Below are 25,573 nucleotides of genomic sequence, written 5' to 3' on the forward strand. Positions count from 1 at the left end.
ACGGACGGCATGACACCTATCTCCAGGAACGGTGCGGGACGCAGGAGCATCGCGACCGCGGTGTGCGGCGCGCTGGCCGCCGGCGGGCTCGCGGCCGCCGGTGCGACCGCGCTGGAACCTGAGGCGGCCTCCGCCTCCAGCCACCGCGAGGCCCCCCTGATCTCGGGGACTCCGCAGTACGACAACACCGACGTGTACGCGTTCGTCAGTCCGGACAAGCCGGACACGACGACCATCGTCGCGAACTGGGTCCCGTTCGAGGAGCCCGCCGGCGGGCCGAACTTCTTCACCTTCGCCGAGGACGCCCAGTACGACCTGCGCGTCGACCGGGACGGGGACGCCCAGGAGGACCTGGTCTTCCGCTACACGTTCAGGACGCACACCAAGAACAAGAAGACGTTCCTCTACAACACCGGTCCCGTCGAGAGCCTCGACGATCCCGACCTCAACGTCACGCAGACCTACGACATCGAGCTGATCAAGCTGCGCCACCTGAAGGCCGTGTCGAAGACCAAGGTCGCCGACGACGTGCCCGTGGCCCCCTCCAACGTGGGCAAGGCCTCGATGCCGGACTACGCCGCACTGCACGAACAGGCCGTGCACCAACTCGCCGGCGGCGCCCGGACGTTCGCCGGCCAGGCCGACGACCCGTTCTTCCTGGACCTGCGCGTCTTCGACCTGCTCTACGGCGGGAACCTCTCCGAGGTCGGCAACGACACACTCAAGGGCTACAACGTCAACTCCATAGCCCTGCAGGTCCCCAGCAGCCTCATCGCCGAGTCGCACGAGCAGCCCGTGGTCGGCATCTGGTCGACGACCCAGCGCAAGAACGCCCGGGGCTACTTCACGCAGGTCTCGCGCCTGGGCAACCCGCTGGTCAACGAGGTCGTCAACCCGCTGAAGGACAAGGACAGGTTCAACGCGTCCACGCCCCGCGACGACGCGAGATTCCTGAAGAACGTCACCAACCCGGAGCTGCCCAGGCTCATCGAGGCCGTCTACAAGATCCCGGCGCCCGCCGAGCCGCGCAACGACCTGGTCGACGTGTTCCTCAAGGGCGTGAAGGACCTCAACCAGCCGCCCCGGGTGACACCTTCGGAGCAGTTGCGCCTGAACACCTCGATCAAGCCGGCCGCCGAACCCGAGCGGCTCGGTGTCCTCGACGGGGACACCGCCGGCTTCCCCAACGGCCGCCGCCTCACCGACGACGTGATCGACGCGGCGCTGCAGGTCGTCGAGGGCGAGCTGGTGGGTTCGAAGAACGACCTGGGCGATGCGGTGGACGAGAACGACAAAAAGTTCGAGACGTCCTTCCCGTACGTCGCCCTGCCGACGGAGGGCTCGCGCGGCCCGCTCGCGAAGGGCGTGGACGGCGGCAACGACGTCCGCAGCCAGCTCGGCGACGCCCTCCGGCCGGCCGGTGCGCAGGGCTCGGACGACACGCGCCTGATCGCCGCGTCCGCCGGGGCCGGGGCGGGCGGCATCGTCCTGATCGGCGCGGCCCTCATGTGGTGGCGCCGCATGCGGAACCGGGCGTACTGAGCCCGTCCGCCCCGCAGCCAGGCGCGGCCCGTTCCCCACCTCCACGGCGCGGGCCGCGCCGCCGACTTCCGCCCCGCACAGCAGACCGACCGAGGTAATCCATGCCTGCCCACACGACCGACAGCACACCGCAACGGCCGGACGGCACCGACCTGGCGGACGCCGGCGACCCGGCCGACGCCGACGACCTGACGGACGCCAGCGGCACGGTGAAGGCCAGCGCCCCGGCCGGCGCCGGCGAACCGACGGACTCCGACGGCCCGGCCGACGCCGGCGACCTGACGGACGTCAACGGCACGGTGAAGGCCAGCGCCCCGGCCGACGCCGGCGAACCGACGGACTCCGACGCCCCGGCCGACGCCGGCGAACCGACGGACTCCGACGCCCCGGCCGACGCCGGCGAACCGACGGACTCCGACGACCCGGCCGACGCCGGCGAACCGACGGACTCCGACGACCCGGCCGACGCCGGCGACCTGACGGACGTCAACGGCACGGTGAAGGCCAGCGCCCCGGCCGACGCCGGCGACGCGACAGACGCCGGCTACGCGGTGAGCGGCCCTGGCAGTACCGGTGGTTCCGAGGCGACGGCCGTTCACGCCGGGCCGCCGCCCCCCGGTCCCGGCGGCGGGGTCGGGGGCGGAGGCGTCGATGCGGCACGGCGCGTGGCCGTGCTGCGGCGGGCCGCCGACGGGGGGCGGCGGTGGCGGGGACCGCGTCTCGCCGGGTGCGCCGCCCTGCTGGCCGTGGCGCTGACCGGCGGCGTCATCGCCCTCGGCGGTGCCCGGGACGGCCGGACGGAGGCTGCCGCCGTGTCCGCAGCCGGGGCGCTGTCACCCGGCGATCTCGCCCGGGGCGACCTCGGTACGGCGATCGGTTCCCTGCAGCGTCACCTGCGGGCCCAGCCGAAGGACTTCGGCAGCTGGGCCACGCTCGGGCTCGCCTACGTGGAGCAGGCCCGTACCGGGGGCGACCCCTCCCGGTACCCGCAGGCCGACCGCGCACTGCGGCGCTCCCTCGCGCTCCGGCCGGGCAACGACCAAGCCCTCGCGGGCCGTGCCGCCCTGGCCGCCGCCCGGCACGACTTCACCGGCGCCCTCACGCACGCCGACCGGGCCCTGGAGCGGAACCCCTACAACGAACGCGCCCTGTGCACCCGTGTCGACGCGCTCGTCGAACTGGGCCGCTACGACGACGCCGCCGAGGCCGCCCGGACCGCGGACGACCGGCGTCCCGGCGTGCCGGTCTTCACCCGGTACGCCTACGTGCACGAGTTGCGCGGCGACGTGCGCACGGCGCGCGAGGTACTGCACCGCGCCCTGGACTCGGCCCGCTCCCCCGCGGACGTCGCCTACGTGGCCACGGCGCTGGGTCAACTGGCCTGGAACCAGGGCGAGTACGAGGAGGCCCTGGCCCACTACGCCCGCGCGCTCGCCGCCGACGACGCCTACCTCCCCGCACTGGAGGGCCGGGCCCGCGCCCAGGCGGCGAACGGTGACCGCGCGGCGGCGGTGCAGGGGCTGGAGCGGGTCGTGGCCCGCTCCCCGCTGCCCGGCCCGCTCGTCGCCCTCGGCGAGCTGTACGAGGACCGCGGCGCCGACGGCGACCGGGCGAAGGCCGGCGACCAGTACGCCCTCGTCGACGCCTGGACGGCCCTGGCCCGCGCGGGCGGGGTGAACGCCGACCTCGACACGGCCATGGCCGCCGCCGACCACGGAGACAAGGAGCAAGCCCTGCGCGCGGCCCGCGCCGAGTGGGACCGCCGGCACAGCGTGCACACCGCCGACGCCCTCGCCTGGGCCCTGCACGTCAACGGCCGTGACGAGGAGGCCCTCCCCTACGCCCGCCGGGCGACCGCCACCGGCTACCGCAACGCCGCCTTCCTCCACCACCTCGGGGTCATCGAGTACGCCACCGGCGACCGGCGGGCGGCCCGTACGCACCTGAGGGCCGCCCTGGAACTGAACCCCGGCTTCTCGCCGCTCGGCGCACGCGAGGCCCGCGCCGCACTCGAGGACCTGGAGGGGAACCGGTGATCCTGCGCCGGCTGTCCGCGTCCGGCGCCGCCGTCCTCACGGCCGCCTGTGCGCTCACCCTGCTGCCCGCCGCCACGGCGAGCGCCCACCCGCTGGGCAACTTCACGGTCAACCGCTACGACGGCCTGGTCGCCGCCCCGGGTGAGCTCCGGGTCCACCACGTCGAGGACCTCGCGGAGATCCCGGCGACCCAGGCGAAGCCCGACGTCGAGCGGCTCGGCCTGCGCACGTGGGCGCGTGAGCGGTGCACCGCGGCCGCGGCGGACAGCAGGCTCACGGTCGACGGACGCCGTGCGGCCCTCACCGTCGAACGCGGCCACGCGCGCGTGCGGCCGGGCCAGGCGGGGCTGGACACGCTCCGCGTGGAGTGCGAGCTGACCGCCCCGCTGCCGTCGGGGACGAACTCCGCGGAGAGGACCGCGTCCCTGGCCTTCCGGGGCGCGGGCGCCTCCTCCGGGCCCGGCTGGCGGGAGATCACGGCCCGGGGCGACCGGATGACGCTCACCGCGTCCGACGTGCCGGAGACGTCGCTGTCGCGGGAACTGACCCGGTATCCGGAGGAGTTGCTCTCCTCCCCGGCCGACACCGCGTCCGCCGCCCTGCGCGTGCGCCCGGGCGGACCGGCCCTGGCCGAGCAGGAGCGGGACGCCCCGGCGGCCTCGGTGCTGCCGCGCGGTGCCGACCGCTGGACGCGCGCCCTGGACGAACTGGTCGCCCGGCACGACCTCACCGCCGGGTTCGCCGCACTGGCCCTCGGCATCGCCGTCGTCCTGGGCGCCGCGCACGCGCTCGCGCCGGGGCACGGCAAGACCATCATGGCCGCGACGGCGGCGGCCCGGGGCGGACGGGCCCGGATGAAGGACGTCCTGCCCATGGCCGCCTCCGTGACGGTCACCCACACGCTGGGCGTGGTCGCCCTCGGCCTGCTGGTCACGGCCGGTTCGGCGGCGGCCCCCTCGGTGATCGCCTGGCTCGGCGTCGCCAGCGGGCTGCTGGTGACACTGGCGGGCGCCGGCCTGCTCCGCCGCGCCCTGCGCAACCGCCCGCACGCCCACACGCACGGCGCCCACGACCACGGCCACGACCACGGCCACCCGCACGGGGACGGCGGCCACCACGGCCACGGACACGAGCACAGCCACGCCGGCTCCCCCGGCCACGGACACGAGCACAGCCACAGCCACAGCCACAGCGTCGTGCACACCCACGGCGGGTTCACCCACTCCCACCCCGTCGCCCCCACCCTGCGCGGCACGATCCTCATGGGTTTCGCCGGAGGCCTCGTGCCCAGTCCGTCCGCCGTCGTGGTGCTGGTCGGCGCCGCCGCCCTGGGTCAGGCCTGGTTCGGTCTGCTCCTGGTGGCCGCCTACGGCGTGGGCCTCGCACTCACCCTCACCGCCGCCGGGTACGCCGTCGTCAAGGCGGGCAGCGGCGTGACCCGGCTGCTGGACCGGCGCCCGCGCTGGACGGCGGGTCCCGTGGCGGCCCTGGTCCGCCGCGCCGCCCCGCTCGGCTCGGCCTTCGCCGTCGTCGTCCTCGGAGCCGGACTGGTGTTCAAGGGGGCCGCATCCGCACTGGGCTGAGTCACGTTCGTGAGGGAATCCGGCGTGGCGGGGAAGACAGACCTCGTAGGGATTCCGCCCGGCTGCGAATGGGGGCACCGTGTCCGAAGAACCGGGCCGTGAACGGGTGATCGCGGGCCGCTACCGGCTGCTGTCGCCGCTCGGCGAGGGCGGCATGGGGACGGTGTGGCGCGCCCGTGACGAGGTGCTGCAGCGTGAGGTCGCCGTCAAGGAGGTGCGGGCCCCCGCCGGTCTCGCGGCCGGCGACGTGCAGCGCATGTACGCCCGGCTGGAGCGGGAGGCCTGGGCGGCGGCCAGAGTGGCCGACCGCAATGTGGTCACGGTGTACGACGTGGCGACGGACGAGGGCCGGCCCTGGATCGTCATGGAGCTGGTCCGCGGCCTGTCCCTGGCCGAGGTGCTGGACGCCGAGGGCCCCATGCCGCCGCAGCGGGCCGCGCACATCGGCGCCGAGGTGCTGGCCGCGCTGCGCTCCGCCCACGAGGCGGGCGTGCTGCACCGGGACGTGAAGCCGGCCAACGTGCTGATCGCGAACGACGGCCGCGTCGTGCTCACCGACTTCGGCATCGCCACGGTCGAGGGCAGCTCCGCGCTGACCATGACCGGCGAGGTCATCGGCTCGCCGGAGTTCCTCGCTCCGGAGCGGGCGCTGGGCCGCACGCCCGGCCCGGAGTCGGATCTGTGGTCGCTCGGTGTGCTGCTGTACGCGGCGGTCGAGGGCTACTCCCCGTTCCGGCACGACACCCCGCTGAGCACCCTGCGCGCCATCGTGGACGAGGAGTTGCCGCCGCCGTACCGGGCGGGTCCGCTCGCCCCGGTCATCGCGGGACTGCTGCGCAAGGACCCCGGGCAGCGGCTGCCGGCCGAGCGGGCGGAGCAGGATCTGCGGGTCGTGGCGGCGGGCGGTACGCCCCGCGCGGACTCGGCCGGGACGGTGGCGCTCGCGCCGACGGTGGCGGTCCACCCCGAGCCCTCCCCCGCCCCGCCGGTGCCGTTGCGCGGGGGTACGGGGGCGACGGGCCCCGACTCGACGACCGCGACCGGGCCGGACCGGGGGCGCGACCGCAGGACGGGGCGGGTGCTGGCCGCGGGCGTGATCGCGCTGGCGCTCGCCGTGGGCGGGCTGACCTACGCACTGCTGAACGACGAAGGCGGCGACGGGAAGGCCGACCGAGGCGGCGGGGCCGGTACGCCCGCCGGAACCGAGGGCCCGGAGAAGGGCACCGGGGACGGGAAGCCGAGCCCGTCCCCCACGCCGAGCGAGCGGGAGAGCGAGCGGAGCAGCCCACCCCCGCAGTCGGTGCGGGTCGCACTGGACGGAACGCGCACGGACTACACGGGCACGTGTCCGCCGCCCGCCGTCCGCGCGCCGCGCTTCACCGCGACGCTGACGGTGGGGACGCTGCCGGCCGAGGTGCGCTACCGCTGGAGGACCGGCGACGGCCAGGTGCTCGACGGGGGCTGGAAGACGCTGTCGTTCCCGGAGGGCGGCGCCCGCACGAAACGGGACACGGTGACCGTGACGACGGACGAGGAGTCCGGGAGGTTCGAGAACGAGATCGTCGTCGAGGTGCGGGAGCCGGTGCGCACGACGTCCGACACGGTGCCGTTCTCCCTCACCTGTGAGACGGAGACCCCGACGGGCGGGGCCTCCCCTTCTCCTTCGGTCACGGGCGGGAGCACGGAGCCGGATTCGGGCTCCGGCTGACCGCCCGGGATCGGGGCGGCCGGTGGTGGGTGGTCAGTCGTTGGCGTTCAGGACCGGCAGGTAACCTCCCGACTGGCCGGGGGCCTTGGGGTGGTAGGACTCGCCGATGTTGAGCCAGTTGACGCTGTGCAGCCAGGAGTCGCCGGAGCAGATCTCGTGACCGGTGAAGGTGGGGCGGACGTCCCCGAAGGCGAAGCCGTGGGCAGCGGCGCGCTTGCCGATGGTGGTGTTGAGGTGGTCCGAGGCGTCGTTGATGGCCTTGCGCTTGGCCTCGGACAGGCCGAGGCAGGTGGTGCCGAGCTTGTAGAAGCGGGGGTAGCCGAGGACGACGACCTTGGCGCCCGGCGCTTTGGAGCGGATCGCCGAGTACACGTCGTCGAGCTTGCCGGGGAGCGTGGAGTCGACGTAGGCGCGGGCGGTGTTGATGCGGGAGAGGCAGGAGCTGTCGGACTGGGTCACACAGGTCGTCATGACGTCGGCGAAGCCGGCGTCGTTGCCGCCGATGCTGATGGACACGAGCGCGGTGGTGCTGTTCAGCGGGCCGAGCTGTCCGGACAGAACATCACCCGTTCGGGCGCCGGAACAGGCCGTGAAGTCGAACGCCGAGGGTGAGTTGGCGGCGGCCCAGAGGTAGGGGTAGGCCTTCGTGCTGCGCTTGCAGTCGCCGCTGGAACCGATGTAGCTGCCGGCGCCCACTCCCGAGGAGTAGGAGTCACCGAGCGCTGCGTACGGGCCTGTTGCGGCGAGTGCGGACGCCTGCGCCGTGGCTGCCCCGGTGAGGGCGGTGCCGGCGGCGAGGAGGAGCGAGCTCACGAAGACGACAAGTCGGGAACGTCTCATGGAACCTCCCTTTAGCAGGATCTCTGCCACAACCGTGGTAGCAGCTACGCGTGTTGACAGGAAGTGTCCATGCCAAGTTCTTTTCGTTCTCTTCACGGCACGCGGCGTGTTTCCGGCGCCGAACGAGGGCCTGCCGAGGGCCTGCGGACACCCTTGTTGCGTGCTCATGACAGGTTTGTTGAGGGGTCCTCAACTCCCTTGTGTGTCAAGCGAGTCCGGCCGAGGCTGTTGCCGGGCCGGGAGCGGGACATCACGCCCCCGGTCCGTGTGCGCGAGCACGCGCGCACCCCCCACATGACGCGCGCCCCACCCGGGCGCGTGCCGCCCGGAGGAGGACTCCCCCGTCATGGCACAACCGCGAAGCAAGAGATTCGGGCTCGCCGCGCTCACCTCGCTGGCGACCGCCGCCCTCGTGGGCGGTCTCACCGCCCTGCCCGCCCAGGCCGCCCCGGCCGAGGGCCGGGTGCTGGCCGCGGACTCACCGGCCGCGGTGAAGAACAGCTACATCGTGACGCTGCACAGGAGCACCGGCCTGAAGGCGTCCTCGGCCGCGGCCAAGAACCTCGTCGAGGGCTACGGCGGCTCGGTGGAACGGACGTTCGGTTCCGCGCTCAACGGTTACTCCGCCACCCTCTCGGCCACCGAGGCCCGGCGGCTGGCCGCCGACCCCGCGGTGGCCTCGGTGGAGCAGAACCAGCGCGTCTCGCTCGCCGCCACCCAGACTTCCGCTCCCTGGGGCCTGGACCGGATCGACCAGCCCTCCCTTCCGCTGTCCGGCACCTACACCTACCCGGACGGCGCGGGCAGCGGTGTCACCGTCTACGTGGTCGACACCGGGGTGCGCGTCACCCACCAGCAGATCAGCGGCCGGGCCGCACACGGCTACGACGCCGTCGACGGCGACAACGACGCCTCCGACGGCAACGGTCACGGCACCCACGTGGCCACCACGGTCGCGGGCACCACCTACGGCGTCGCCAAGAAGGCGAGGATCGTGGGCGTGCGGGTGCTGAACAACAGCGGGTCCGGCACCACGGCCGGGGTGATCGCGGGCATCGACTGGGTCACGCGCAACCACTCCGGCCCCTCGGTCGCCAACCTGTCCCTGGGCGGCGGGGCGTCCACCGCCCTGGACACGGCGGTGCGCAACTCCATAGCGAGTGGCGTCACGTACGCCGTGGCCGCGGGCAACAGCAACACCACCGCCTCCTCGTCCTCCCCGGCCCGGGTCTCCGAGGCCATCACGGTCGGTGCCACCACCAGCACCGACGCCCGGGCGAGCTACTCCAACCACGGCTCGGCCCTGGACGTCTTCGCGCCCGGCTCCTCCATCACGGCGGGCTGGCACACGAGCGACACCGCCACCAACACCATCTCCGGCACCTCGATGGCCACTCCGCACGTGGCGGGCGCGGCGGCGGTCTACCTGGCGGGCCACACCTCCGCCACCCCCGCACAGGTGGCCTCGGCCCTGGTGGCCGGCGCCGCCACCGGCAAGGTGACCGGCGCGGGTTCGGGGTCGCCGAACCGGCTGCTGCAACTCGTCCGGTGACGTCCCCGTCAGCCGACGTGACGAGGGCGAACGCCTGAACAACCGTTCCCCGGAGGCCCTGGTCGCCTCCGGGGAACGGCTCTTCATACGACGGGAAACGGTCAACTTGTGTCCCACCGGGCACGCGGAACGACGGCCAAACCAACAAAAACGGGAGTGGCCGTTCCAGGTCTTGCCATACGGGTTCAATCGTCAATACCGTCATACATCTCACCCGCATCGGTCCGTCAGTACGCGGCTCCAGGGGAGGGCTCAAGGACCGCGACGAACCGGCGCGGGGCGCGGTAGGGGGGTGCCGTGCTCGGTGACCGCAGTGGTCTCCGGGCCGTGCCGCGCGGTCGGCTGCCGTTTTTCGCGGCCGACCAGGTTTGCCAGCTCACCCGGCGGGCCGGAGCTCCATTCCGGCGCGCCGCGCCGTCCCGGCGTGCCTCGGGTGAGAACCCCCCTTTCGAACCGGACTGGATCCGGACTGCCCTGGGGGGGCGGTCCACCGGACGAGAGGGACCAGACTCATGAGCTCAGTTCTGCAGCCGGCCGTGACGGAGGATCATCCGCCGACCGCAGCCAAGTACCGGCCCGTCTCCTCGCACCTGGCCATCGCGCCGCCCGTGAGCGTGGTCATCCCGGCGATGAACGAGGCGGAGAACCTTCCGTACGTCTTCAAGACCCTGCCCGACTGGATCCACGAGGTGGTCCTGGTCGACGGCAACTCCACCGACGACACCGTCGCGGTGGCCCGTGACCTGTGGCCCGGCGTCAAGGTCGTCGAGCAGCGCGGCAAGGGCAAGGGCGACGCCCTGATCACCGGCTTCCAGGCGTGCACCGGCGACATCATCGTGATGGTCGACGCGGACGGCTCGGCCGACGGCAACGAGATCGTGTCGTACGTCTCCGCCCTGGTCTCCGGCGCGGACTTCGCCAAGGGCTCCCGCTTCGCCAACGGCGGCGGCACCGACGACATGACCTTCATCCGCAAGCTCGGCAACTGGGCGCTGTGCACGGCCGTCAACCGCAAGTTCGGCGCCCGGTACACCGACCTGTGCTACGGCTACAACGCCTTCTGGCGGCACTGCCTCGACAAGATCGACCTGGACTGCACCGGCTTCGAGGTCGAGACCCTGATGAACATCCGAGTGGTGAAGGCCGGGCTCAAGGTGCAGGAGATCCCGAGCCACGAGTATCTGCGCATCCACGGAACGAGCAACCTGCGGGCCGTGCGGGACGGTCTGCGCGTGCTGCGGGTGATTCTCCGGGAGCGCTCCAACCGGCGTGCGCTGCGGCGCCGTTCGTCCCGGTCGTCGGTGCCGGCGGCGGTGCGGGGAGAGGTGTCTTGAGCGGTCCCGACGTCTCCGTCGTGATCTGCGCGTACACCGAGGACCGCTGGGAGGACATCCTCGCGGCGGTCTCCTCGGTGCGGGCGCAGTCCCGGCCCGCACGGGAGACGCTGCTGGTCGTCGACCACAACGACACGCTCCGGGACCGGCTGGAGCGGGAGTACAAGGAGGCGGGTGAGGTGCGGGTGCTCGCCAACGCGGGCCCCCGCGGCCTGTCCGCCGGCCGCAACACCGGTATCGCCGCGGCCCGCGGCGAGATCGTGGCCTTCCTCGACGACGACGCCGTGGCCGAGCGCGACTGGCTGCGGTACTTCGCGGAGGCGTACGCCGACTCGCGGGTGACGGCGGTCGGCGGACGCACGGTGCCGGTCTGGGCGTCGGGGCGGCGGCCGGACTGGTTCCCGGAGGAGTTCGACTGGGTGGTGGGCTGCAGCTACCGCGGCCTGCCGCCCGGCCGGGTCCGGGTGCGCAACGTGCTGGGCGGCAACGCCTCGTTCCGCCGCAGCGCCTTCGACGCGGCAGGCGGCTTCGCCACCGGGATCGGCCGGGACGGGGACAAGCGCCCGCTCGGGTGCGAGGAGACGGAACTGTGCATCCGTCTGTCCCGGGCCCGGCCCGACGCGGTGCTGCTGATCGATGACCGGGCGGTCATCCACCACCGCGTGCCCGAGGCGCGCGAGCGCTTCCGCTACTTCCGCACCCGCACCTATGCCGAGGGCCTGTCCAAGGCACTGGTGGCCCGCAGCGTCGGCACGGACAAGGGCCTGGAGTCCGAACGCCGCTACGCCACCCGGGTCCTGCCGGCCGGGGTGGCCCGGGGACTGCGGGACGCCCTGCTGGCCCGGCCGGGCGGTGCGGGCAGGGCGGGCGCGATCGTCGCCGGGGTCCTCACGGCGGCGTGCGGCTACCTCGTCGGCACCGTCCGCGCCCGCCGGGGCGGCACCACGTTCCGGGTGCCCGAGGTGACGACGGGCGCCGGGGCGCCCCGGGGGGAGGCTCGGGCCGGGACCGGCCGCGGGCCGCGGGCCGTACCGGAAGGGGCCGGTTCGTGACCGACGCGCGGGTGCCGATCCTGATGTACCACGCGGTCGCCACCGACCCGAACGAGGCGACGCGCGCCCTGTCGGTGACCCCGAAGGCGTTCGCCGAGCAGATGGCGGTGCTCGCCGACCGGGGCCGCACGCCGCTCACCACGGCCGGACTCGCCGCGTGCTGGCGCTCCGGCCGGCCGCTGCCCGACCGGCCGGTGCTCGTCACCTTCGACGACGGCTACGAGGGCGTGCACCGGCACGCCCTGCCGGCCCTGGCCGAGCACGGCTTCCCGGCGACCCTGTTCGTCACGACCGGGTGGCTGCGCGGACCGTACGACACCGGGGGCGGCCTGGACACCATGCTGGACTGGGACCAGGTCCGGGCGCTGGCGTCGGCCGGCGTCGAGATCGGCGGGCACAGTCACAGCCACCCGCAGCTCGACCAGGTCTCCGAGGCCACTCTGCGGTTCGAGCTGATCCACTGCAAGGAGATCATCTCCGACCAGCTGGGCTCCGTGCCGGCCTCGTTCGCCTACCCCTACGGCTACTCCGACCGGCGGGTCCGGCAGGCGGTGCGCGAGACGGGGTACGCCCAGGCCCTCGCCGTCGGCAACGGCCTCGCGCACCGGGCGCAGGGGCCGTACGCCCTGCGGCGGGTGACGGTGCGCCGCGACACCGGCATCGACCAGTTCGAGCGGATGGTCGAGGGCCGGGCGATCGCCCGGACGTTCGCCGGGGACCGCGCCCTCACCAAGGGGTACGCGGTGGTCCGCCGGGCGCGGCGGGCGGTCCGCACCCTCGCCGGCTCCGGCGGCTGACCCGGCCGGGCGGGGTCGCCGCGTGCACCGGAAAACGGGTGCACGCGGCGGCCCCGTGCCGGATCATGGCGGCATGTCTGGAAACCCGCACGAAACGCTGCCGATCCGGCTCAACGTCGACGACTCCGACTCCCCGTCCGACGTCGTCGACGCGCTGTTCCTCGGCCGTTTCGCGACGGGCGAGCAGCCGTACTCCCACGCGGCGAACATCGACCGCGTCCGCTCCGGCGCGACACTGATGCCGCCCGGTGCGCGCGTCCTGCGCGTGGCCCGGGACGACGACCGCAGCGCCACCCTCGCCGAGGGCGACGGCTGGACGCTGCTGATCTCCCGCTGGAACCGCGGCGCCGACGTCACGGTGACGGCGACCAGCGCGGAGCTGGCACAGAAGATCCTCGACCAGGCCACGGACGGGGCGGCGGACGAACCCGAACCGCAGCCGGAGAACGTCACGATGGGCTTCTGGTACGTCTCCCCGCGCCGCGGCCCGCACCGCACGACCCGTCAGATCGCGGCGGGCACCTGGGACGAGATCCGGGTCAACTACACGGCGCCCGTGGCGGACGCCATGGACCGGCTGATGAAGACCACGCCCGAGGACATCGCGGGCCGGCTGCTGCTGCTGCACGGCCCGCCCGGCACCGGCAAGACGTCCGCGCTGCGCACCCTGGCCCGGTCCTGGCGCGACTGGTGCCAGGTGGACTGCGTCCTGGACCCCGAGCGGCTGTTCTCCGACGTCGGCTACCTCATGGACATCGCCATCGGCGAGGACGACGCCACGGGCAAGGGCCGCTGGCGGCTGCTGCTCCTGGAGGACTGCGACGAGCTGATCCGCGGCGAGGCCAAGCACACCGCGGGCCAGGCGCTGTCCCGGCTGCTGAACCTGACCGACGGACTGCTCGGCCAGGGGCGCAACGTGCTGGTGGGCGTCACCACCAACGAGGACCTGGAGCGCCTGCACCCCGCCGTGGTGCGGCCGGGGCGCTGCCTGGCCCGCATCGAGGTGGGCCCGCTGACCCGCGCGGAGGCGGTGGGCTGGCTGGGCCGCGAGGAGGGCGTCGGCCGCGAGGGCGCCACGCTGGCCGAGCTGTACGCACTGCGCCGGGGCACGTCCCCGACGTCCCTGCCGGAGCCGCGCGGCGACGCCGACGCGGGCCTGTATCTGTAGGAGGTCCGTGCGCGCCGGTGTTTTGATGGGGCTATGACCCTCTTCGTGGGCACGTCCGGCTGGCAGTACAAGGACTGGCGGGACGTGCTGTACCCGTCCGGGCTCCCGGTGCGGCTCTGGCTGGAGGAGTACGCGGCGCACTTCGCCACGGTCGAGATCAACAACGCCTTCTACCGGCTGCCGTCGCGGGAGACCTTCGAGGGCTGGCGGGAGCGGGTCCCCGGGGACTTCGTGGTGGCCGTGAAGGCGAGCCGCTACCTGACCCACATCAAGCGGCTCAAGGAGCCCGAGGAACCGGTGGACCGGCTGATGAGCCACGCGGCGGGCCTCGGCGACCGGCTCGGCCCGGTGCTGCTCCAGCTCCCGCCCACCCTGCGCGCCGACCCGGGCCTGCTGGACGCCTGCCTGGCCCGGTTCCCCGCCGCCACCCGGGTCGCGGTGGAGCCCCGCCACGACTCGTGGTGGACCCCGCAGGTCCGCGCGGTGCTCCAGGCCCGGGGCGCCGCCCTGTGCTGGGCCGACGTCCTGGCCCGCCCGGCGACCCCGCTGTGGCGCACCGCCGACTGGGGCTACGTCCGCTTCCACCAGGGGCGGGCCCGGCCCTGGCCCCGCTACGGCCGCCGCTCGCTGGCCACCTGGCTGGACCGCATCGCCACCACCTGGCCCGCCGGCGAGGACGTCTACGCGTACTTCAACAACGATCCGGGCGGCGCGGCGGTGGAGGACGCCATGGCCTTCGCGCGCATCGGGCGGTCGGCGGGCCTGGACCCCACCCGGACACCGGAGCACCTGGTCCGCACGTGAGGGGCCGCGGTGCCGGGGCCGGGTCTCAACTCCCGTAGGCCGCCCGCAGGGCGTCGCGGACGGCGGCCAGCGCGGCGTCCTCGTCCAGCCCGAGCCGGCGGGCCCGCTCGGCGTACGCCTGCGCGGCCGACGCCAGTTCCCGGTCGGCGGCCGCACCGGCGGCGGCCACGAACGTGCCGTTGCGCCCCCGCGTCTCGATCACCCCGTCCGCCTCCAGCGCCCGGTAGGCCTTGGCGACCGTGTTCGCGGCGAGCCCCAGCGACTCGGCCAGGCCCCGCACGGTCGGCAGCCGGTACCCCACCGGCAGCGCACCGGAGCGCGCCTGTTCGGAGATCTGCGCCCGCACCTGCTCGTACGGCGGGGCACTGTCGTCGATGTCGATCTTCAGGCTCACGGGCCGATTGTCCCGCACCCCGCGGAAAATGAGAGGCACCCCCGAGGGATGCCCGCGTAACGTCCGCCCCCATGACCGTGATCGTGCGCGACCTGCGACCCGATGTCCGAGCCGACGCCGAGGGGTTCTCCGCCACCCGCCGCCTGGCCCTGCCCTACATGCTGTCCACGCCCGATGCGGTGCTGCACACCCTGACGCACGCCCACCCCGACGCCCACTTCGGTCAGCTGATCGCCGAGGAGGACGGCGAGGTCATCGGCACGGCGCAGATCAGTGTCGCCCACGACAGCCCGGAGCCCGGGCAGGGTTCGGCCAACATCTACGTGCGTCCCGGGCGCAGGGGGCGCGGTGCCGGCTCCCTGCTGCTGCGTACCGCCGAGGAGCGGCTGGCGGCGCTCGGGGTCCGCAGGCTGTTCGCCTGGGTGCTGGACGAGCCGGAGAACCGGGCGTTCGCCGAGCGGAGGGGCTTCGCCGCCAGCCGCTCCGCCTACTTCCTGCGGCTCGATCTGGCGGCGGGCACGCTGCCGCCCCGCCAGGACCCGCCGTCCGGCGTCGAGCTGCGCACCGCCGCGGACTTCGCCGGCGATCCGCGTCCCCTGTTCGAGCTGGACGCGGCCACGTCCTCGGACGAACCGAGCGACATCGACGTCGAGTTCACGGACTACGAAGCCTGGGTCGAGGAGAACTTCGAGCATCCGCTGCTCGACACGGACCTGACCACGGTCGCGGTCGTCGACGGACGGCCCGCCGCCTTCACCGTCGCCTACACCGACGGCGAGGGCCGCTACGGCACGGCCATGACCGGTACGGCCCGGGAGTTCCGCGGCCGGGGCCTGGCCAAGCTCGTCAAGAACGACTCCCTGCACCGCGCCCGCGCCGCGGGCTGCCGGGAGGCGTTCACCGGCAACGACACGGGCAACGAGCCCATGATCGCCGTCAACCGGTGGTTCGGTTACGAGGTGTGCGCGACGGAGGTCAGGTATGTCCGCGAACTCGGCTGACCGGCCCGCCTCGCTGGAGGTCGTGCTCGTCAAGGCGGGCCGCACGAAGATCCGTTACACCGGCGAGCTGCTGTCCGACGACGGCACGCGGATCGCGGTGCGCGCCCCGTGGGCGGGTGAGGGCGTGCGCGACTTCGGCTTCGTCCGCTTCGAGCCCGGGGACGTCTTCACCGAGTACTACTGGCGGGACCGCTGGTACGCGGTGAAGGAGGTCCGCTCCGCCGCCGGCACCCTGAAGGGCTGGTACTGCGACGTCACGCGCCCGGCGCGCCGCTCGGGAGCGGAGCTGGTCGTCGAGGACCTCGACCTGGACCTGTGGTGCGGCGCGGACGGCACGGACGTACGGCGCCTGGACGAGGACGAGTTCGCCGAGAGCTCCCTGGCCGTGACGGACCCGGCGGCGGCCGCAGCCGCCCTGGCCGCGCTCGACGAACTGGAGTCACTGGCCCGCGGCGGGCGGCTCACCGCGCTGCCGTCCTGACACCCGGCTCGTCGCCACCACCGCGTACCGCTCGTCCGTCACCTCCTTGCCCCACAGCAGCGGATCGCCCGACAGACGCTCCAGGCGGGTCCGCCCGGCGACCGGGGCGAGCAGGGCGAGGAGCCGCTCGGCCGGTATGCCGACGGGGTCGATGCCGCCCCAGACGCCCTCGACGAGGACGAGCCGCCCGCCGGGTCGCAGCAGCCCCAGCCAGTGCCGCAGGACCCGGGCGGGCTCCGGCAGGGCCCACAGGACATGCCGGACGAGCACGGTGTCGAAGCGCCCCTCCGCGACAGGCGGTGACGCAGCGTCCCCCACGAGGAACACCGCGTCACACCCGGTGAGCTTCCGCCGCGCCAGCGCCACCATCGCCGGGGACCGGTCCACGCCGGTCACCCGGTGCCCCTGCTCGCACGCGAGCAGTGACAGGCTGCCGGTGCCGCAGCCGACATCGAGGACGTCACCGGGCGGTCCGGGCAGCCAGTCGCGCAGCCGGGCGGCCCAGGCGCGGCGCACCGCGGGGTCGCGCAGGCCGTGGTCCGGCTCCTCGTCGAAGGAGGCCGCCCGCGCGTCCCAGTCGACGTCGGCGCAGGTCACAGGTTCGCTTTCAGGCGTCGTCATGGCCCCGACAGTGACGCCCGCCACTGACAACCCGAGCGTGACTGCCGCCACTGACAGATCAGGAGCGATGAGCAACCCTCCCCCGAAAGGTCTACCTCCGTGAGAACGCGGAACCCGGTGGACACGTAAGGAGGCAGCCATGCGCCGTACGACCGTGCAGAAGCCCCTGAAGAAGACGGACGCCCGCCGGGTCCGCGAGGAGGCGGACGAGCGCCCCGCCGGGCGCCCGGAGATCCGCAAGGACATCGCCCGCACCTGGTGGCCGGAGGCATGAGCGGCCGGTGCCGGCCGTGAGACGCGCGCGTCAGAGCAGCCGCTTGCGGTAGTGGAGGCGGTCGCAGGGCCCCTGCGGGCGCCGCTCCACGAGTTCGTAGCCGTACCTCGCATAGATCTTCTGGTTCTCCCACATCAGCACGTTCGTGCAGAGCCTGACCTCGGGCAGGCCCAGGGCGCGCGCGTGGGCCTCGGTGAAGCGCAGCAGCCGTCGCCCGATGCCGGTGCCGTGCGCGGCGGGGTGGACGGCGACCGTGTCGAGGTACAGGTGGTCCTCGCGCGCCTCGACCACGACGAGCCCCGTCACGGGGTCGCCCGTCACGAACACCTTGCCCGCGGCCACGTCCGCCGCGTGGTCCGCCCGCATGGGCTGCGGTTCCCCGCCGATGCGCTCGGCGTAGGGGCGGAAGGCCGCGTCGACCACGGCCGTGACGGCCGGTACGTCGGCGGCGACGGCCGGCCGGATGTCCTCGTGCGCCATGCCGCGACGGTACCTACCTGATGCCAGGCTGAGCACTTCCTTAAGCGGGCCATAAGGATCTCCTCCCCCCGTCCTCAGCAGGCGATTTCCCGGTCCTGTGGGGCTAGCTTCGGATCACCCCACGGGATCCGGCCCGATCGGGCCCGGCCCACGCACCGTTTCGAGGAGTTCCCGCATGTCCGCACGCCGCAAGGCCGCCGCCGTCGCCGCCCTCGGCGGCCTCCCGCTCGCCCTGACCGCGCTGGGCACCGCCCCCGCGGCGGCGCACGGTTCCATGGGCGACCCGGTCAGCCGGGTCGCGCAGTGCTTCGCCGAGGGTCCGGAGAGCCCGAAGTCGGCCGCGTGCAGGGCGGCGGTGGCGGCGGGCGGCACCCAGGCCCTCTACGACTGGAACGGCATCCGCATCGGCGACGCGGCCGGCCGCCACCAGCAGCTCATACCCGACGGCAAGCTGTGCAGCGCGAACAACGAGCAGTTCAAGGGGCTCGACCTGGCCCGCGCGGACTGGCCCGCGACCGGCGTCAAGAGCGGCACGTACACCTTCAAGTACCGGGTGACGGCCCCGCACAAGGGCACGTTCAAGGTGTACATCACCAAGCCCGGCTACGACGCGGCCGGACCGCTCGCCTGGAGCGACCTGGACCTGCGGAACCCGGTGGCGACGTCCACCGACCCGGCGGCGTCGGGCGGCTTCTACACCTTCTCCGGCACGCTGCCCCAGCGCTCGGGCAAGCACCTGCTGTACGCGGTCTGGCAGCGGTCGGACAGCCCGGAGGCGTTCTACTCCTGCTCGGACGTCAGTTTCGGCGGCGGCTCGGGCGGCGGAACGGCCGGCGGTGGGACGGCCGGCGGTGGGACGGCGGGCGGCGGGACCGCCGGCGCGGCCCCGGCGCCGTCCGCCTCGGCCCCGACCGAGGAGCAGATCGAGGACGGCAACGGCAAGTCGACCGTCGAGAACCACGGGCACGGCGACCACGACGCCCGCACCTCGGCGGAGCCCGCCGCGGCCCCGAAGCGCGACGGCGAGGGCGGTTCGGGCGGGGCCGAACCCGCCGCCGGGCGGACGGCGGCGGCCGCCGCCGCGCCCAACCGGCCCCAGGCGGCCGGTGCCACGGAGGACCTGGCCGAGACTGGCGGTGACAGCAGCACCCCGTACGTCGCGGTCGGCGGCGCCGCCGCCCTGGCGCTCGGGGCGTCCGCCCTGTTCCTGTCGGCCCGGCGCCGAACGGCGACGGGCGGCCGGCACGGCCGGTGATCCGGTCCACCGCCCCATGACTCGGGGCCTGTCCGGCGGCTCAGGCCGGACAGGCCCCGAAACGTCTCGCTGACACGTGTCAGCCGAACGCCGAAGCACAGGTGGTCGGTGTGGCCCGGGCCGGATCGAGGGCGTTGGCCACCTCGTGGAAGGCGATGCGGTCCATCAGCCCGATCGCCACGTGCCCGGAGACGTCGACCGGGCACAGGTCCTGCAGCAGGACGTTGCGCACGCCGGGCCCGCTCAGGTACTGACTGCGCCAGGGCGTGACCACCTCGTCGTACCTGGTGGCGATGACGGTGTAGCGCACGCCGGGCACGGTGTCGCCGCCCGCGTTGAGCCGGCGGAGGAAGTCGGAGCCGGCGATCTGGTCGGCGAGGGCGGGGGTGTTCCTCGACAGCAGGTGCTCGGCGCCGGGGAAGTAGGGCAGCAGCCTGGTGAAGCCGTTCAGGTCGGTGCCGTGGTTGCTGGGCGCGATGCCCACCAGGGCGTTGACCTTGTCGGCTCCGCCGAGGAACCGCAGGTACCAGCGGGGCATCATGCCGCCCTGCGAGTGGCCGACCACGTCGGTCTCGGCGGCGCCGGTGGCGGCGAGCACGCGGTCGACGAAGTCCCTCAGTTGGAGGGCCGACTTCTCGACCGGCCCCAGGCCGTGGAAGAAGGGGACGCCCTCCAACCGGCCGTAGTCCAGGGAGAAGACGCAGTAGCCGCGGATCTGGAGGTAGGGCGCGAGACCCAGCCAGTTGTCGACCGAGTTGCCGAGGGTGCCGTGGACGAGGACCACGGGGCGGGGATGGGCGGCGGACGGCTTGCAGGAGTAGTCGTTCCAGCCGGAGTCCGCAGCCCCGGCGGCCTGGGCGGCTGAGGCGGGGACGGTGACGGCCGCGGCGGTCAGCAGCAGCGCGGCCAGGGGTCTGAGCAGTCGTTTCCAGGGCAGCATCGAGTGATCTCCTTGCGGCTCAAGGGAGGTGCGACGGCACGACGCCTGTGATCCGGATCACGAGGATGCTGTTCACTCGTCAAGTTACGGGCGAGTAGTCGAAGTGGGAAGTTACGCGTCGGTAAAAACTCCCGGTGACCACCGCCCCCGAGCGCCCCTCTCCCCCGCGAGGACGCACTGACACCCCCTCACCAGACGGGCCGCAGCGGCCCATCGGGGGCGATTCGCAGCAACTGACGGCACAGCACCCGGAGTTCGGCCTCCCCTACCAGGTCCCCCCACTCCCGCACGGCCTCCGCGGCCGCCTCCTCCGCCGCCCGTGTGCACTCCCACCCGCGCCCGGTCAGCACGATCAGGCGTGCCCGCGCGTCCCCGGGGTGCGGCCGTCGCTCGGCATAGCCCTTGCGGACCATTTCGTCGACGAGCTGGCTCGCCGCCTGCTTGGTCACCCCGAGGTGGGCGGCCAGGTCGGTGACCGTCGCGCCGTCCGAGGCGAGCCGGGCGAAGGCGAAGCCGTGCGCGGGCCGCACCCCCTCGAAGCCGCGCGCGACCACACCCTCGTGGATGCGCTGGGTGAGCCCGCCGGCGGCGGCGAGCAGGGCGGCGGACAGGGCCATGGCCTCGGAGGTGTGCACGGACGCATTGAAACACCCTTGACGAAACGGTCAAGCAGCTTGACCATATAGTCAAGTAACTTGACCATATAGAGGAGACCGTCATGCCCGTCGTCCGTGCGTCCGAGGCCGTCACCCACGAGATCCACGGCGCCCGTTTCGTCTCGTACGCCGCGCCCCGCAGCGGCAGCAGGGAGCTGTGCGCCTGGCGTGGGGAGATACCGCCCGGTCTCAGGGCACCGGCGCACACCGTCAGCCGGGAGGAGATCTTCCACCTGCTCGACGGCGAACTGCTGGTCACCCTCGACGGCCGCAATGAGCGGATCGTCGCGGGCGACACGGTGATCGTCGGTGCCGGCGCCACTCTGGCCGTGGAGAACCCCACCGACCGGACCGCGCACTCCTGGGTCACCACCTCCGTGGGCTTGGAGGCGACACTGGCCGACGGCACCCGTCTGGTACCGCCGTGGGCCAACTGAGTCAGGCGGACGGCTCTACGCCGCCGCCCCGCCCAATCCCCCGGGCATCACCGCCCGCGGGCCGAACTTCGCCCGGGCGCGGTCCGCGACCTCCTCGATACGGCGGACCTTCTCGTCCACCGGGTCGAAGGTGAGCTGGTGGCAGGCCCGGTCGGCGGAGTCGAGCCCCTCGGCGCGCAGGGCGATCGCCCGCACCCGGGCCCGCTGCAGCCCGAGCGCCTCGTACAGGGCGTACGCGGTCGCGGTCAGCGCCGGGGAGTGCGCGGTCGGTTCGGTCAGTGTCCGGCTGCGGGTGGTGGCGGAGCGGTCGGCGTAGCGCACGGTGAGGGTGAGGGTGCGGCAGACCTTCTCCAGGGCGCGCAGCCGGGCCCCGATCTCCTCGGCGGCCGACAGCAGGGCCCGGCGGTGCCGGTCCGGGTTCAGCTCGTCGCGCCCGAAGGGGCGTTCCGTGGCGAGGGAGCGGGAGACGGCGTTCGGCACGACCCGGCCGCGGTCGACGCCGTTCGCCTTCTCACGCAGTTCGCGCCCGGCCTTCGCGCCGATCAGCCGCTGGAGTGTGGACAGCGGCGCGGCCGCGACCCGGCCCAGGGTGTCGAGCCCGTAGTCGGTGAGGGTGCGGGAGGTGGCGGCGCCCACGCCGGGCAGCGCGGTGACGGGCTTGTCCGCGAGATAGCGCGCGACGGCGTCCGGCTCCCCGGGCACCGCGTGCGTCCGCCCGGGCCGGGCGTCGTCCAGCGCCATGCGCGCCAGCATCGGCCCGGGCCCGGCACCGATCACGCAGTCGACGCCGTGCAGGGCGAGCGAGCGGACCCGGATCACCGAGGCCAGTTCGACGGCGTCCCGCCCGAAGTACCGCTCGGCGCCCCGCAGGTCGGCCAGCGCCCCGTCCGGCGGCAGGGCCTGGACGACCGGTGTGAACTCCTCGAGCATCCCGAGCAGATGGGGCAGGTCGGCCTCGCTCGCCGGAGGCGGCTGGAAACGTACGCAGAGGATGGTCATCCCGCACTCCCCGGACTCTGGTGCCACAACTTCCTTCCCACCGCGGGCCCTTCACCCGCGGGACGCAGATCGGCCCAGGGGTGCATCTCGTACCCCGTGGCCATGCGGATCTTCCGCCGTTCCATCGGGTCCTCGGCCGCGGACCCCGCCGGCGCGGGCAGTCCGTCCGACCCGGCGAGCCGCCGGCGCGCGGCGCCCTGGCCGTCGTCGCCGGACCCGTCGGACCCGTCGGACCCGTCGGGACCGCCTGCGCCGGCCAGCCGGGCGGCGACCCCCTCCAGCCCCTCCTCCCGGCGCACCTCGAGCAGGTCCGCGAGGTTCCAGACCGCTGCACCCACCACGCTGAAACTGCGCGGGCCGCGCCACTGCACCACCCCGCGCACCAGCAGCAGCCAGGAGTGGAAGACGGTGTGGGCGCAGGTGTCGTGCGAGTCGTCGAAGAAGGCCAGGTCGACCAGGCCCGTGCCGTCGTCCAGGGTGGTGAAGATGACCCTCCGGCCGGAGCGGATCGGGGGTGTCTGGGTGGCCGCCTTGGCGCCCGCGACCAGCACCGTCTCCCCGTTGCGGACCTCGCGCAGCCGCCGGGCCGGCACCACGCCCAGCTCGTCGAGGAACTCCCGGTGGTCGTCCATCAGATGGTGCGTGGCGTCCATGGAGAGCACGCCCAGCTCGGCGCTGAGCCGCTCGGAGGAGGTGAGGTCGGGCAGCCCGGCCGGGGCGGTCTTCCGTCCCCCGGCCAGCGGCAGCTGCCCTCCGCCGCCGCCCCGTGCTCCCCGGTGCAGCTCGGTCAGGTGCAGTTGCAGGTCACGGCGGTTGGCGCCGAACGCGTCCAGCGCGCCCACCTGGGCGAGGCGTTGCGCCAGCGGACGGCTGGGCCGGCCCCGCTCCCAGAAGTCGACCAGTGAGGCGTACGGCTGCCCTTCGGCGATCCGCGCCGCCTCGGCCTCGCTGATGCCGTGCACGTCCGAAAGGGCCAGCCGCAGACCCCATTTACCGGACACCAGTTCGATACGGTGTGCGACTCCCGACTTGTTCACGTCCAGCGGCAGCACGGGCACCCCGCGCCGCCGCGCGTCCGCCAGCAGCAGCCGCTTCGGGTACATGCCGGGGTCGTGCGTGAGCAACCCGGCGTAGAACGCGGCCGGGTGATGCGCCTTCAGCCACGCCGACTGGTAGGTCGGCACGGCGAAGGCGACCGCGTGCGCCTTGCAGAAGCCGTAGCTGCCGAAGGCCTCGACGATCTCCCAGGTCCGCTGAATCGTTTCCGCGTCGTAGCCCTTCGCCGCCGCGTGCTGGGCGAACCAGACCTTGATCCGCGCCTGCGACTCCGGGTCGGACAGCCCGCGGCGCACCCGGTCGGCCTCGCCGCGCCCGCAGCCGGTCATGCGGGCGACGATGTCGATGATCTGCTCGTGGAAGACGACGACCCCGTACGTCTCCTTCAGCGGCTCCTCCAGATCGGGGTGCGGGTAGCGGACCGGCGCCCGGCCGTGCCGTGCCTCGATGAACGGCCGCACCATGTCGGCGGCGACCGGTCCGGGCCGGAACAGCGAGATGTCGACGACCAGGTCGTGGAAACCGGCGGGCTGGAGCCGCCCGACCAGGTCCCGCTGCCCGGGCGACTCGATCTGGAAGCAGCCGAGCGTCTCGGTGGACTGGATCAGCCGGTACGTCGCGGGGTCCTCCGGCGGGAGGGCGTCCAGCTCCACCCGCTCCCCCGACACCCGCTCCACCTCCTGCACCGCGTGCGCCATCGCCGACTGCATGCGCACCCCGAGCACGTCCAGCTTCAGCAGCCCGAGGTCCTCGACGTCGTCCTTGTCGAACTGCGACATCGGAAAGCCCTCGCCGCTGGTCGGCATGACCGGCGTGCGCGACAGCAGCGAGGCGTCGGACAGCAGCACCCCGCACGGGTGCATGGCCACCCCGCGCGGCAGGGCGTCCAGCGCCTCGACCAGTTCCCACAGCTTCCCGTACGCGTCCTTCTCCCCCGCCAGCGCGCGCAGCTCGGGCAGTTCCTCCAGGGCGGCGCGGGCGTCGCGGGCCCGGATGTGCGGGAAGGCCTTGGCGATCCGGTCGATCTCGGCCGGGTCCATGGACAGGGCGGCCCCCACGTCCCGGATGGCGTGCCGCACGCGGTACGTCTCCGGCATCGCGACCGTCGCCACCCGCTCGGTGCCGAACCGGTCGATGATCGCGCGGTAGACCTCCAGCCGGCGGGCGGACTCGACGTCGATGTCGATGTCGGGCAGCACGACCCGCTCCTTGGACAGGAACCGCTCCATCAGCAGCCGGTGCTCGACCGGGTCGGCGTGCGCGATGCCGAGCAGGTGGTTGACCAGCGATCCGGCCCCGGACCCGCGGGCGGCCACCCGGATCCCCATGGCCCGTACGTCGTCGACCACCTGGGCGACGGTGAGGAAGTAGGAGGCGAACCCGTGGTGGGCGATGATGTCCAGCTCGTGGTGCATCCGCTCCCAGTACGCGCGCCGCCGGTCGTAGCCGCGCAGCACCATCCCGGCCGCGGCCCGTGAGGCCAGGGTCCGCTGGGCGCCGCGGCGCCCGGCGCCGACCAGATGCGGTTCGGGGAAATGGACGGTGCCGATCCCGAGGTCGCCCTCGGGATCGACCCGGCACTCGGCGGCGGTGGCCTCGGTCTGCTCCAGCAGCCGGTGGGCGGTGCCCCGCCGGAACCCCGCGGCCTCCATGATCCGCTCGGCGGCGTGCGCCATCTCCCCCGGCCCCTTGAGCCAGGCCTCACCGGAGTCCAGTTCCCCGGCCGGGTCGACGGGCACCAGCCGCCGGGCGGCGTCCAGGACGTCGGCGACCGGACCCAGCCCGGGGTCGGCGTAGCGCACGGCGTTGGTGAGCACGGGCCGGATCCGCTGCTCGGCGGCGAATCCCACGGTTCGGGCGGCCAGCCGCAGCGAGCCGGGGCCGGTGCCCTGCCGGCCGTGCCAGACGGCCTCCAGCCGCAGGTCGTCGCCGTAGACCTCGCGCCAGGGCACGAGCAGGCGCGCCGCCCGGTCGGGACGGCCCGCGGCCAGGGCCCGTCCGACGTCGGAGCCGGGCCCGAGCAGCACGGTCAGCCCTTCGCCGTGGTGGCGCTCCCAGGGCAGCAGAGGTGTGCCCCCGCTCTCGTGGGCGGCCGAGACGAGCCGGCACAGCCCGGCCCAGCCGCGGGCCCCGTCCCGGGCGAGGAAGGTGACGCGGGGAGCCGATTCGTCGACGAAGGCCCCGCCCCGCACCGGGGTGCGGCGTCGCCCCCGCGGGCCGGTCCCGTCGGGCGGCTCCGCCGTCGCGACCGCCAGGTCCGCGCCGAACAGCGGGCGGACCCCCGCCTTGGCGCATGCCTTCGAGAACCGGACCGCTCCGGCGAGGGTGTCGCGGTCCGTCAGCGCCAGGGCGTCCATGCCCCGCTCCACGGCGCGCTCGGCCAGCCGCTCCGGGTGCGAGGCTCCGTGACGCAGCGAGAACCCGGAGACGGTGTGCAGATGCGTGAACCCCGGCACACGCACCTCCCGCACTCGTGAGCAACCGCTCTCGAACATCTGTTCCCAGCTACCTCACCCCCACCATAAACCAATTCTCGAATAAGTGTGCGACATCCGTTCGGCCC

The 25,573-nt window shown here is 73.8% G+C and carries 23 protein-coding genes; 15 read left to right on the forward strand and 8 right to left on the reverse strand.

Annotated features, from left to right (window positions below; genetic code table 11):
* Nucleotides 1-9: 9 nt before the first annotated feature.
* The 4 genes from Q5694_RS20585 to Q5694_RS20600 all read left to right on the forward strand — a co-directional run bounded on the left by Q5694_RS20585 (nucleotide 10) and on the right by Q5694_RS20600 (nucleotide 6,869).
* A complete protein-coding gene (locus Q5694_RS20585; protein WP_333934642.1) occupies nucleotides 10-1,542 on the forward strand; it encodes a DUF4331 domain-containing protein in 1,533 nt (510 codons plus the stop codon).
* Between the two features lie 101 nt (nucleotides 1,543-1,643).
* Nucleotides 1,644-3,578, forward strand: a complete 1,935-nt coding sequence (locus tag Q5694_RS20590; protein WP_333934643.1) for a tetratricopeptide repeat protein — start codon at nucleotides 1,644-1,646, stop codon at nucleotides 3,576-3,578.
* Nucleotides 3,575-5,161 (forward strand): nickel transporter, encoded by a 1,587-nt coding sequence (locus Q5694_RS20595; protein WP_333934644.1) that lies wholly within the window; start codon nucleotides 3,575-3,577, stop codon nucleotides 5,159-5,161. The genes Q5694_RS20590 and Q5694_RS20595 overlap by 4 nt, the downstream gene beginning before the upstream one ends.
* Before the next feature lie 79 nt (nucleotides 5,162-5,240).
* Nucleotides 5,241-6,869: a serine/threonine-protein kinase gene (locus Q5694_RS20600; RefSeq protein ID WP_333934645.1), complete on the forward strand. Its 1,629-nt coding sequence runs from the start codon at nucleotides 5,241-5,243 to the stop codon at nucleotides 6,867-6,869.
* A 33-nt stretch (nucleotides 6,870-6,902) separates the two neighbouring features.
* Here the strand turns inward: Q5694_RS20600 and Q5694_RS20605 are convergent, their stop codons facing one another.
* Nucleotides 6,903-7,709, reverse strand: a complete 807-nt coding sequence (locus Q5694_RS20605) for an SGNH/GDSL hydrolase family protein (protein WP_333934646.1) — start codon at nucleotides 7,707-7,709, stop codon at nucleotides 6,903-6,905.
* 346 nt (nucleotides 7,710-8,055) lie between these two features.
* Between Q5694_RS20605 and Q5694_RS20610 the strand changes: the two genes are divergently transcribed.
* From Q5694_RS20610 to Q5694_RS20635, 6 genes are all read left to right on the forward strand, one after another.
* A complete protein-coding gene (locus Q5694_RS20610) occupies nucleotides 8,056-9,261 on the forward strand; it encodes a S8 family peptidase (protein ID WP_333934647.1) in 1,206 nt (401 codons plus the stop codon).
* Nucleotides 9,262-9,773: 512 nt separating this feature from the next.
* Complete coding sequence (locus Q5694_RS20615) at nucleotides 9,774-10,595, forward strand: glycosyltransferase family 2 protein (RefSeq protein WP_333934648.1); 822 nt, start codon at nucleotides 9,774-9,776, stop codon at nucleotides 10,593-10,595.
* Nucleotides 10,592-11,647 carry a glycosyltransferase gene (locus Q5694_RS20620; RefSeq protein WP_333934649.1) on the forward strand — a complete coding sequence of 352 codons (1,056 nt, stop codon included), beginning with the start codon at nucleotides 10,592-10,594 and terminating at the stop codon, nucleotides 11,645-11,647. Before Q5694_RS20615 ends, Q5694_RS20620 begins: the two co-directional genes overlap by 4 nt.
* Entirely contained in the window at nucleotides 11,644-12,444 is an 801-nt protein-coding gene (locus tag Q5694_RS20625) for a polysaccharide deacetylase family protein (RefSeq protein ID WP_333934650.1), read from the forward strand. Before Q5694_RS20620 ends, Q5694_RS20625 begins: the two co-directional genes overlap by 4 nt.
* 73 nt (nucleotides 12,445-12,517) lie before the next feature.
* Nucleotides 12,518-13,612 (forward strand): DUF5925 domain-containing protein, encoded by a 1,095-nt coding sequence (locus tag Q5694_RS20630; RefSeq protein WP_333934651.1) that lies wholly within the window; start codon nucleotides 12,518-12,520, stop codon nucleotides 13,610-13,612.
* A 33-nt stretch (nucleotides 13,613-13,645) separates the two neighbouring features.
* Nucleotides 13,646-14,416, forward strand: coding sequence for a DUF72 domain-containing protein (locus tag Q5694_RS20635; RefSeq protein WP_333934652.1), 771 nt, complete (start codon nucleotides 13,646-13,648; stop codon nucleotides 14,414-14,416).
* A gap of 25 nt (nucleotides 14,417-14,441) precedes the next feature.
* Here Q5694_RS20635 and Q5694_RS20640 read toward each other — a convergent pair whose 3' ends face one another.
* Nucleotides 14,442-14,810, reverse strand: coding sequence for a GntR family transcriptional regulator (locus tag Q5694_RS20640; RefSeq protein ID WP_333934653.1), 369 nt, complete (start codon nucleotides 14,808-14,810; stop codon nucleotides 14,442-14,444).
* 71 nt (nucleotides 14,811-14,881) lie between these two features.
* Here Q5694_RS20640 and Q5694_RS20645 point away from each other — a divergent pair, with 71 nt between their 5' ends.
* On the forward strand, nucleotides 14,882-15,811 hold the full coding sequence (locus tag Q5694_RS20645; RefSeq protein ID WP_333934654.1) for a GNAT family N-acetyltransferase: 930 nt from the start codon (nucleotides 14,882-14,884) through the stop codon (nucleotides 15,809-15,811).
* Complete coding sequence (locus tag Q5694_RS20650; RefSeq protein ID WP_333934655.1) at nucleotides 15,792-16,292, forward strand: DUF402 domain-containing protein; 501 nt, start codon at nucleotides 15,792-15,794, stop codon at nucleotides 16,290-16,292. The genes Q5694_RS20645 and Q5694_RS20650 overlap by 20 nt, the downstream gene beginning before the upstream one ends.
* Here the strand turns inward: Q5694_RS20650 and Q5694_RS20655 are convergent.
* Entirely contained in the window at nucleotides 16,251-16,913 is a 663-nt protein-coding gene (locus tag Q5694_RS20655; RefSeq protein WP_333934656.1) for a class I SAM-dependent methyltransferase, read from the reverse strand. The two genes, Q5694_RS20650 and Q5694_RS20655, sit on opposite strands and share 42 nt — an antisense overlap.
* A 139-nt stretch (nucleotides 16,914-17,052) precedes the next feature.
* Here Q5694_RS20655 and Q5694_RS20660 point away from each other — a divergent pair, with 139 nt between their 5' ends.
* Nucleotides 17,053-17,187, forward strand: coding sequence for a hypothetical protein (locus Q5694_RS20660; RefSeq protein ID WP_333934657.1), 135 nt, complete (start codon nucleotides 17,053-17,055; stop codon nucleotides 17,185-17,187).
* Nucleotides 17,188-17,217: 30 nt separating this feature from the next.
* Here the strand turns inward: Q5694_RS20660 and Q5694_RS20665 are convergent, their stop codons facing one another.
* Entirely contained in the window at nucleotides 17,218-17,667 is a 450-nt protein-coding gene (locus tag Q5694_RS20665) for a GNAT family N-acetyltransferase (RefSeq protein WP_333934658.1), read from the reverse strand.
* Nucleotides 17,668-17,842: 175 nt separating this feature from the next.
* Between Q5694_RS20665 and Q5694_RS20670 the strand changes: the two genes are divergently transcribed.
* Entirely contained in the window at nucleotides 17,843-18,922 is a 1,080-nt protein-coding gene (locus tag Q5694_RS20670) for a lytic polysaccharide monooxygenase auxiliary activity family 9 protein (protein WP_333934659.1), read from the forward strand.
* Nucleotides 18,923-19,001: 79 nt separating this feature from the next.
* On the opposite strand, the gene Q5694_RS20675 is transcribed toward Q5694_RS20670, so the two are convergent.
* Nucleotides 19,002-19,862: an esterase/lipase family protein gene (locus Q5694_RS20675; RefSeq protein WP_333934660.1), complete on the reverse strand. Its 861-nt coding sequence runs from the start codon at nucleotides 19,860-19,862 to the stop codon at nucleotides 19,002-19,004.
* Between the two features lie 188 nt (nucleotides 19,863-20,050).
* Nucleotides 20,051-20,497 carry a MarR family winged helix-turn-helix transcriptional regulator gene (locus tag Q5694_RS20680; RefSeq protein WP_333934661.1) on the reverse strand — a complete coding sequence of 149 codons (447 nt, stop codon included), beginning with the start codon at nucleotides 20,495-20,497 and terminating at the stop codon, nucleotides 20,051-20,053.
* An 83-nt stretch (nucleotides 20,498-20,580) separates the two neighbouring features.
* On the opposite strand from Q5694_RS20680, the gene Q5694_RS20685 reads away from it, so the two are divergent.
* Nucleotides 20,581-20,955 carry a cupin domain-containing protein gene (locus Q5694_RS20685; protein WP_333934662.1) on the forward strand — a complete coding sequence of 125 codons (375 nt, stop codon included), beginning with the start codon at nucleotides 20,581-20,583 and terminating at the stop codon, nucleotides 20,953-20,955.
* A 15-nt stretch (nucleotides 20,956-20,970) separates the two neighbouring features.
* Here the strand turns inward: Q5694_RS20685 and Q5694_RS20690 are convergent, their stop codons facing one another.
* Nucleotides 20,971-21,954, reverse strand: coding sequence for a DNA polymerase Y family protein (locus Q5694_RS20690; RefSeq protein ID WP_333934663.1), 984 nt, complete (start codon nucleotides 21,952-21,954; stop codon nucleotides 20,971-20,973).
* Nucleotides 21,951-25,466 carry a DNA polymerase III subunit alpha gene (locus Q5694_RS20695; RefSeq protein ID WP_333934664.1) on the reverse strand — a complete coding sequence of 1,172 codons (3,516 nt, stop codon included), beginning with the start codon at nucleotides 25,464-25,466 and terminating at the stop codon, nucleotides 21,951-21,953. The genes Q5694_RS20690 and Q5694_RS20695 overlap by 4 nt, the downstream gene beginning before the upstream one ends.
* Nucleotides 25,467-25,573: the final 107 nt, after the last annotated feature.

It is taken from the genome of Streptomyces sp. AHA2 (genome assembly GCF_036857595.1).
Lineage (GTDB): Bacteria > Actinomycetota > Actinomycetes > Streptomycetales > Streptomycetaceae > Streptomyces.

Excerpts from the sequence above, each read along its gene's own strand:
- Q5694_RS20605 (WP_333934646.1), bottom strand. The coding sequence starts at position 7,709 with ATGAGACGTTCCCGACTTGTCGTCTTCGTGAGCTCGCTCCTCCTCGCC.
- Q5694_RS20590 (WP_333934643.1), top strand. The coding sequence starts at position 1,644 with ATGCCTGCCCACACGACCGACAGCACACCGCAACGGCCGGACGGCACC.
- Q5694_RS20650 (WP_333934655.1), top strand. The coding sequence starts at position 15,792 with ATGTCCGCGAACTCGGCTGACCGGCCCGCCTCGCTGGAGGTCGTGCTC.
- Q5694_RS20610 (WP_333934647.1), top strand. The coding sequence starts at position 8,056 with ATGGCACAACCGCGAAGCAAGAGATTCGGGCTCGCCGCGCTCACCTCG.
- Q5694_RS20585 (WP_333934642.1), top strand. The coding sequence starts at position 10 with ATGACACCTATCTCCAGGAACGGTGCGGGACGCAGGAGCATCGCGACC.
- Q5694_RS20645 (WP_333934654.1), top strand. The coding sequence starts at position 14,882 with ATGACCGTGATCGTGCGCGACCTGCGACCCGATGTCCGAGCCGACGCC.
- Q5694_RS20665 (WP_333934658.1), bottom strand. The coding sequence starts at position 17,667 with ATGGCGCACGAGGACATCCGGCCGGCCGTCGCCGCCGACGTACCGGCC.
- Q5694_RS20685 (WP_333934662.1), top strand. The coding sequence starts at position 20,581 with ATGCCCGTCGTCCGTGCGTCCGAGGCCGTCACCCACGAGATCCACGGC.
- Q5694_RS20690 (WP_333934663.1), bottom strand. The coding sequence starts at position 21,954 with ATGACCATCCTCTGCGTACGTTTCCAGCCGCCTCCGGCGAGCGAGGCC.
- Q5694_RS20615 (WP_333934648.1), top strand. The coding sequence starts at position 9,774 with ATGAGCTCAGTTCTGCAGCCGGCCGTGACGGAGGATCATCCGCCGACC.
- Q5694_RS20660 (WP_333934657.1), top strand. The coding sequence starts at position 17,053 with ATGCGCCGTACGACCGTGCAGAAGCCCCTGAAGAAGACGGACGCCCGC.
- Q5694_RS20655 (WP_333934656.1), bottom strand. The coding sequence starts at position 16,913 with ATGACGACGCCTGAAAGCGAACCTGTGACCTGCGCCGACGTCGACTGG.
- Q5694_RS20630 (WP_333934651.1), top strand. The coding sequence starts at position 12,518 with ATGTCTGGAAACCCGCACGAAACGCTGCCGATCCGGCTCAACGTCGAC.
- Q5694_RS20635 (WP_333934652.1), top strand. The coding sequence starts at position 13,646 with ATGACCCTCTTCGTGGGCACGTCCGGCTGGCAGTACAAGGACTGGCGG.
- Q5694_RS20670 (WP_333934659.1), top strand. The coding sequence starts at position 17,843 with ATGTCCGCACGCCGCAAGGCCGCCGCCGTCGCCGCCCTCGGCGGCCTC.
- Q5694_RS20675 (WP_333934660.1), bottom strand. The coding sequence starts at position 19,862 with ATGCTGCCCTGGAAACGACTGCTCAGACCCCTGGCCGCGCTGCTGCTG.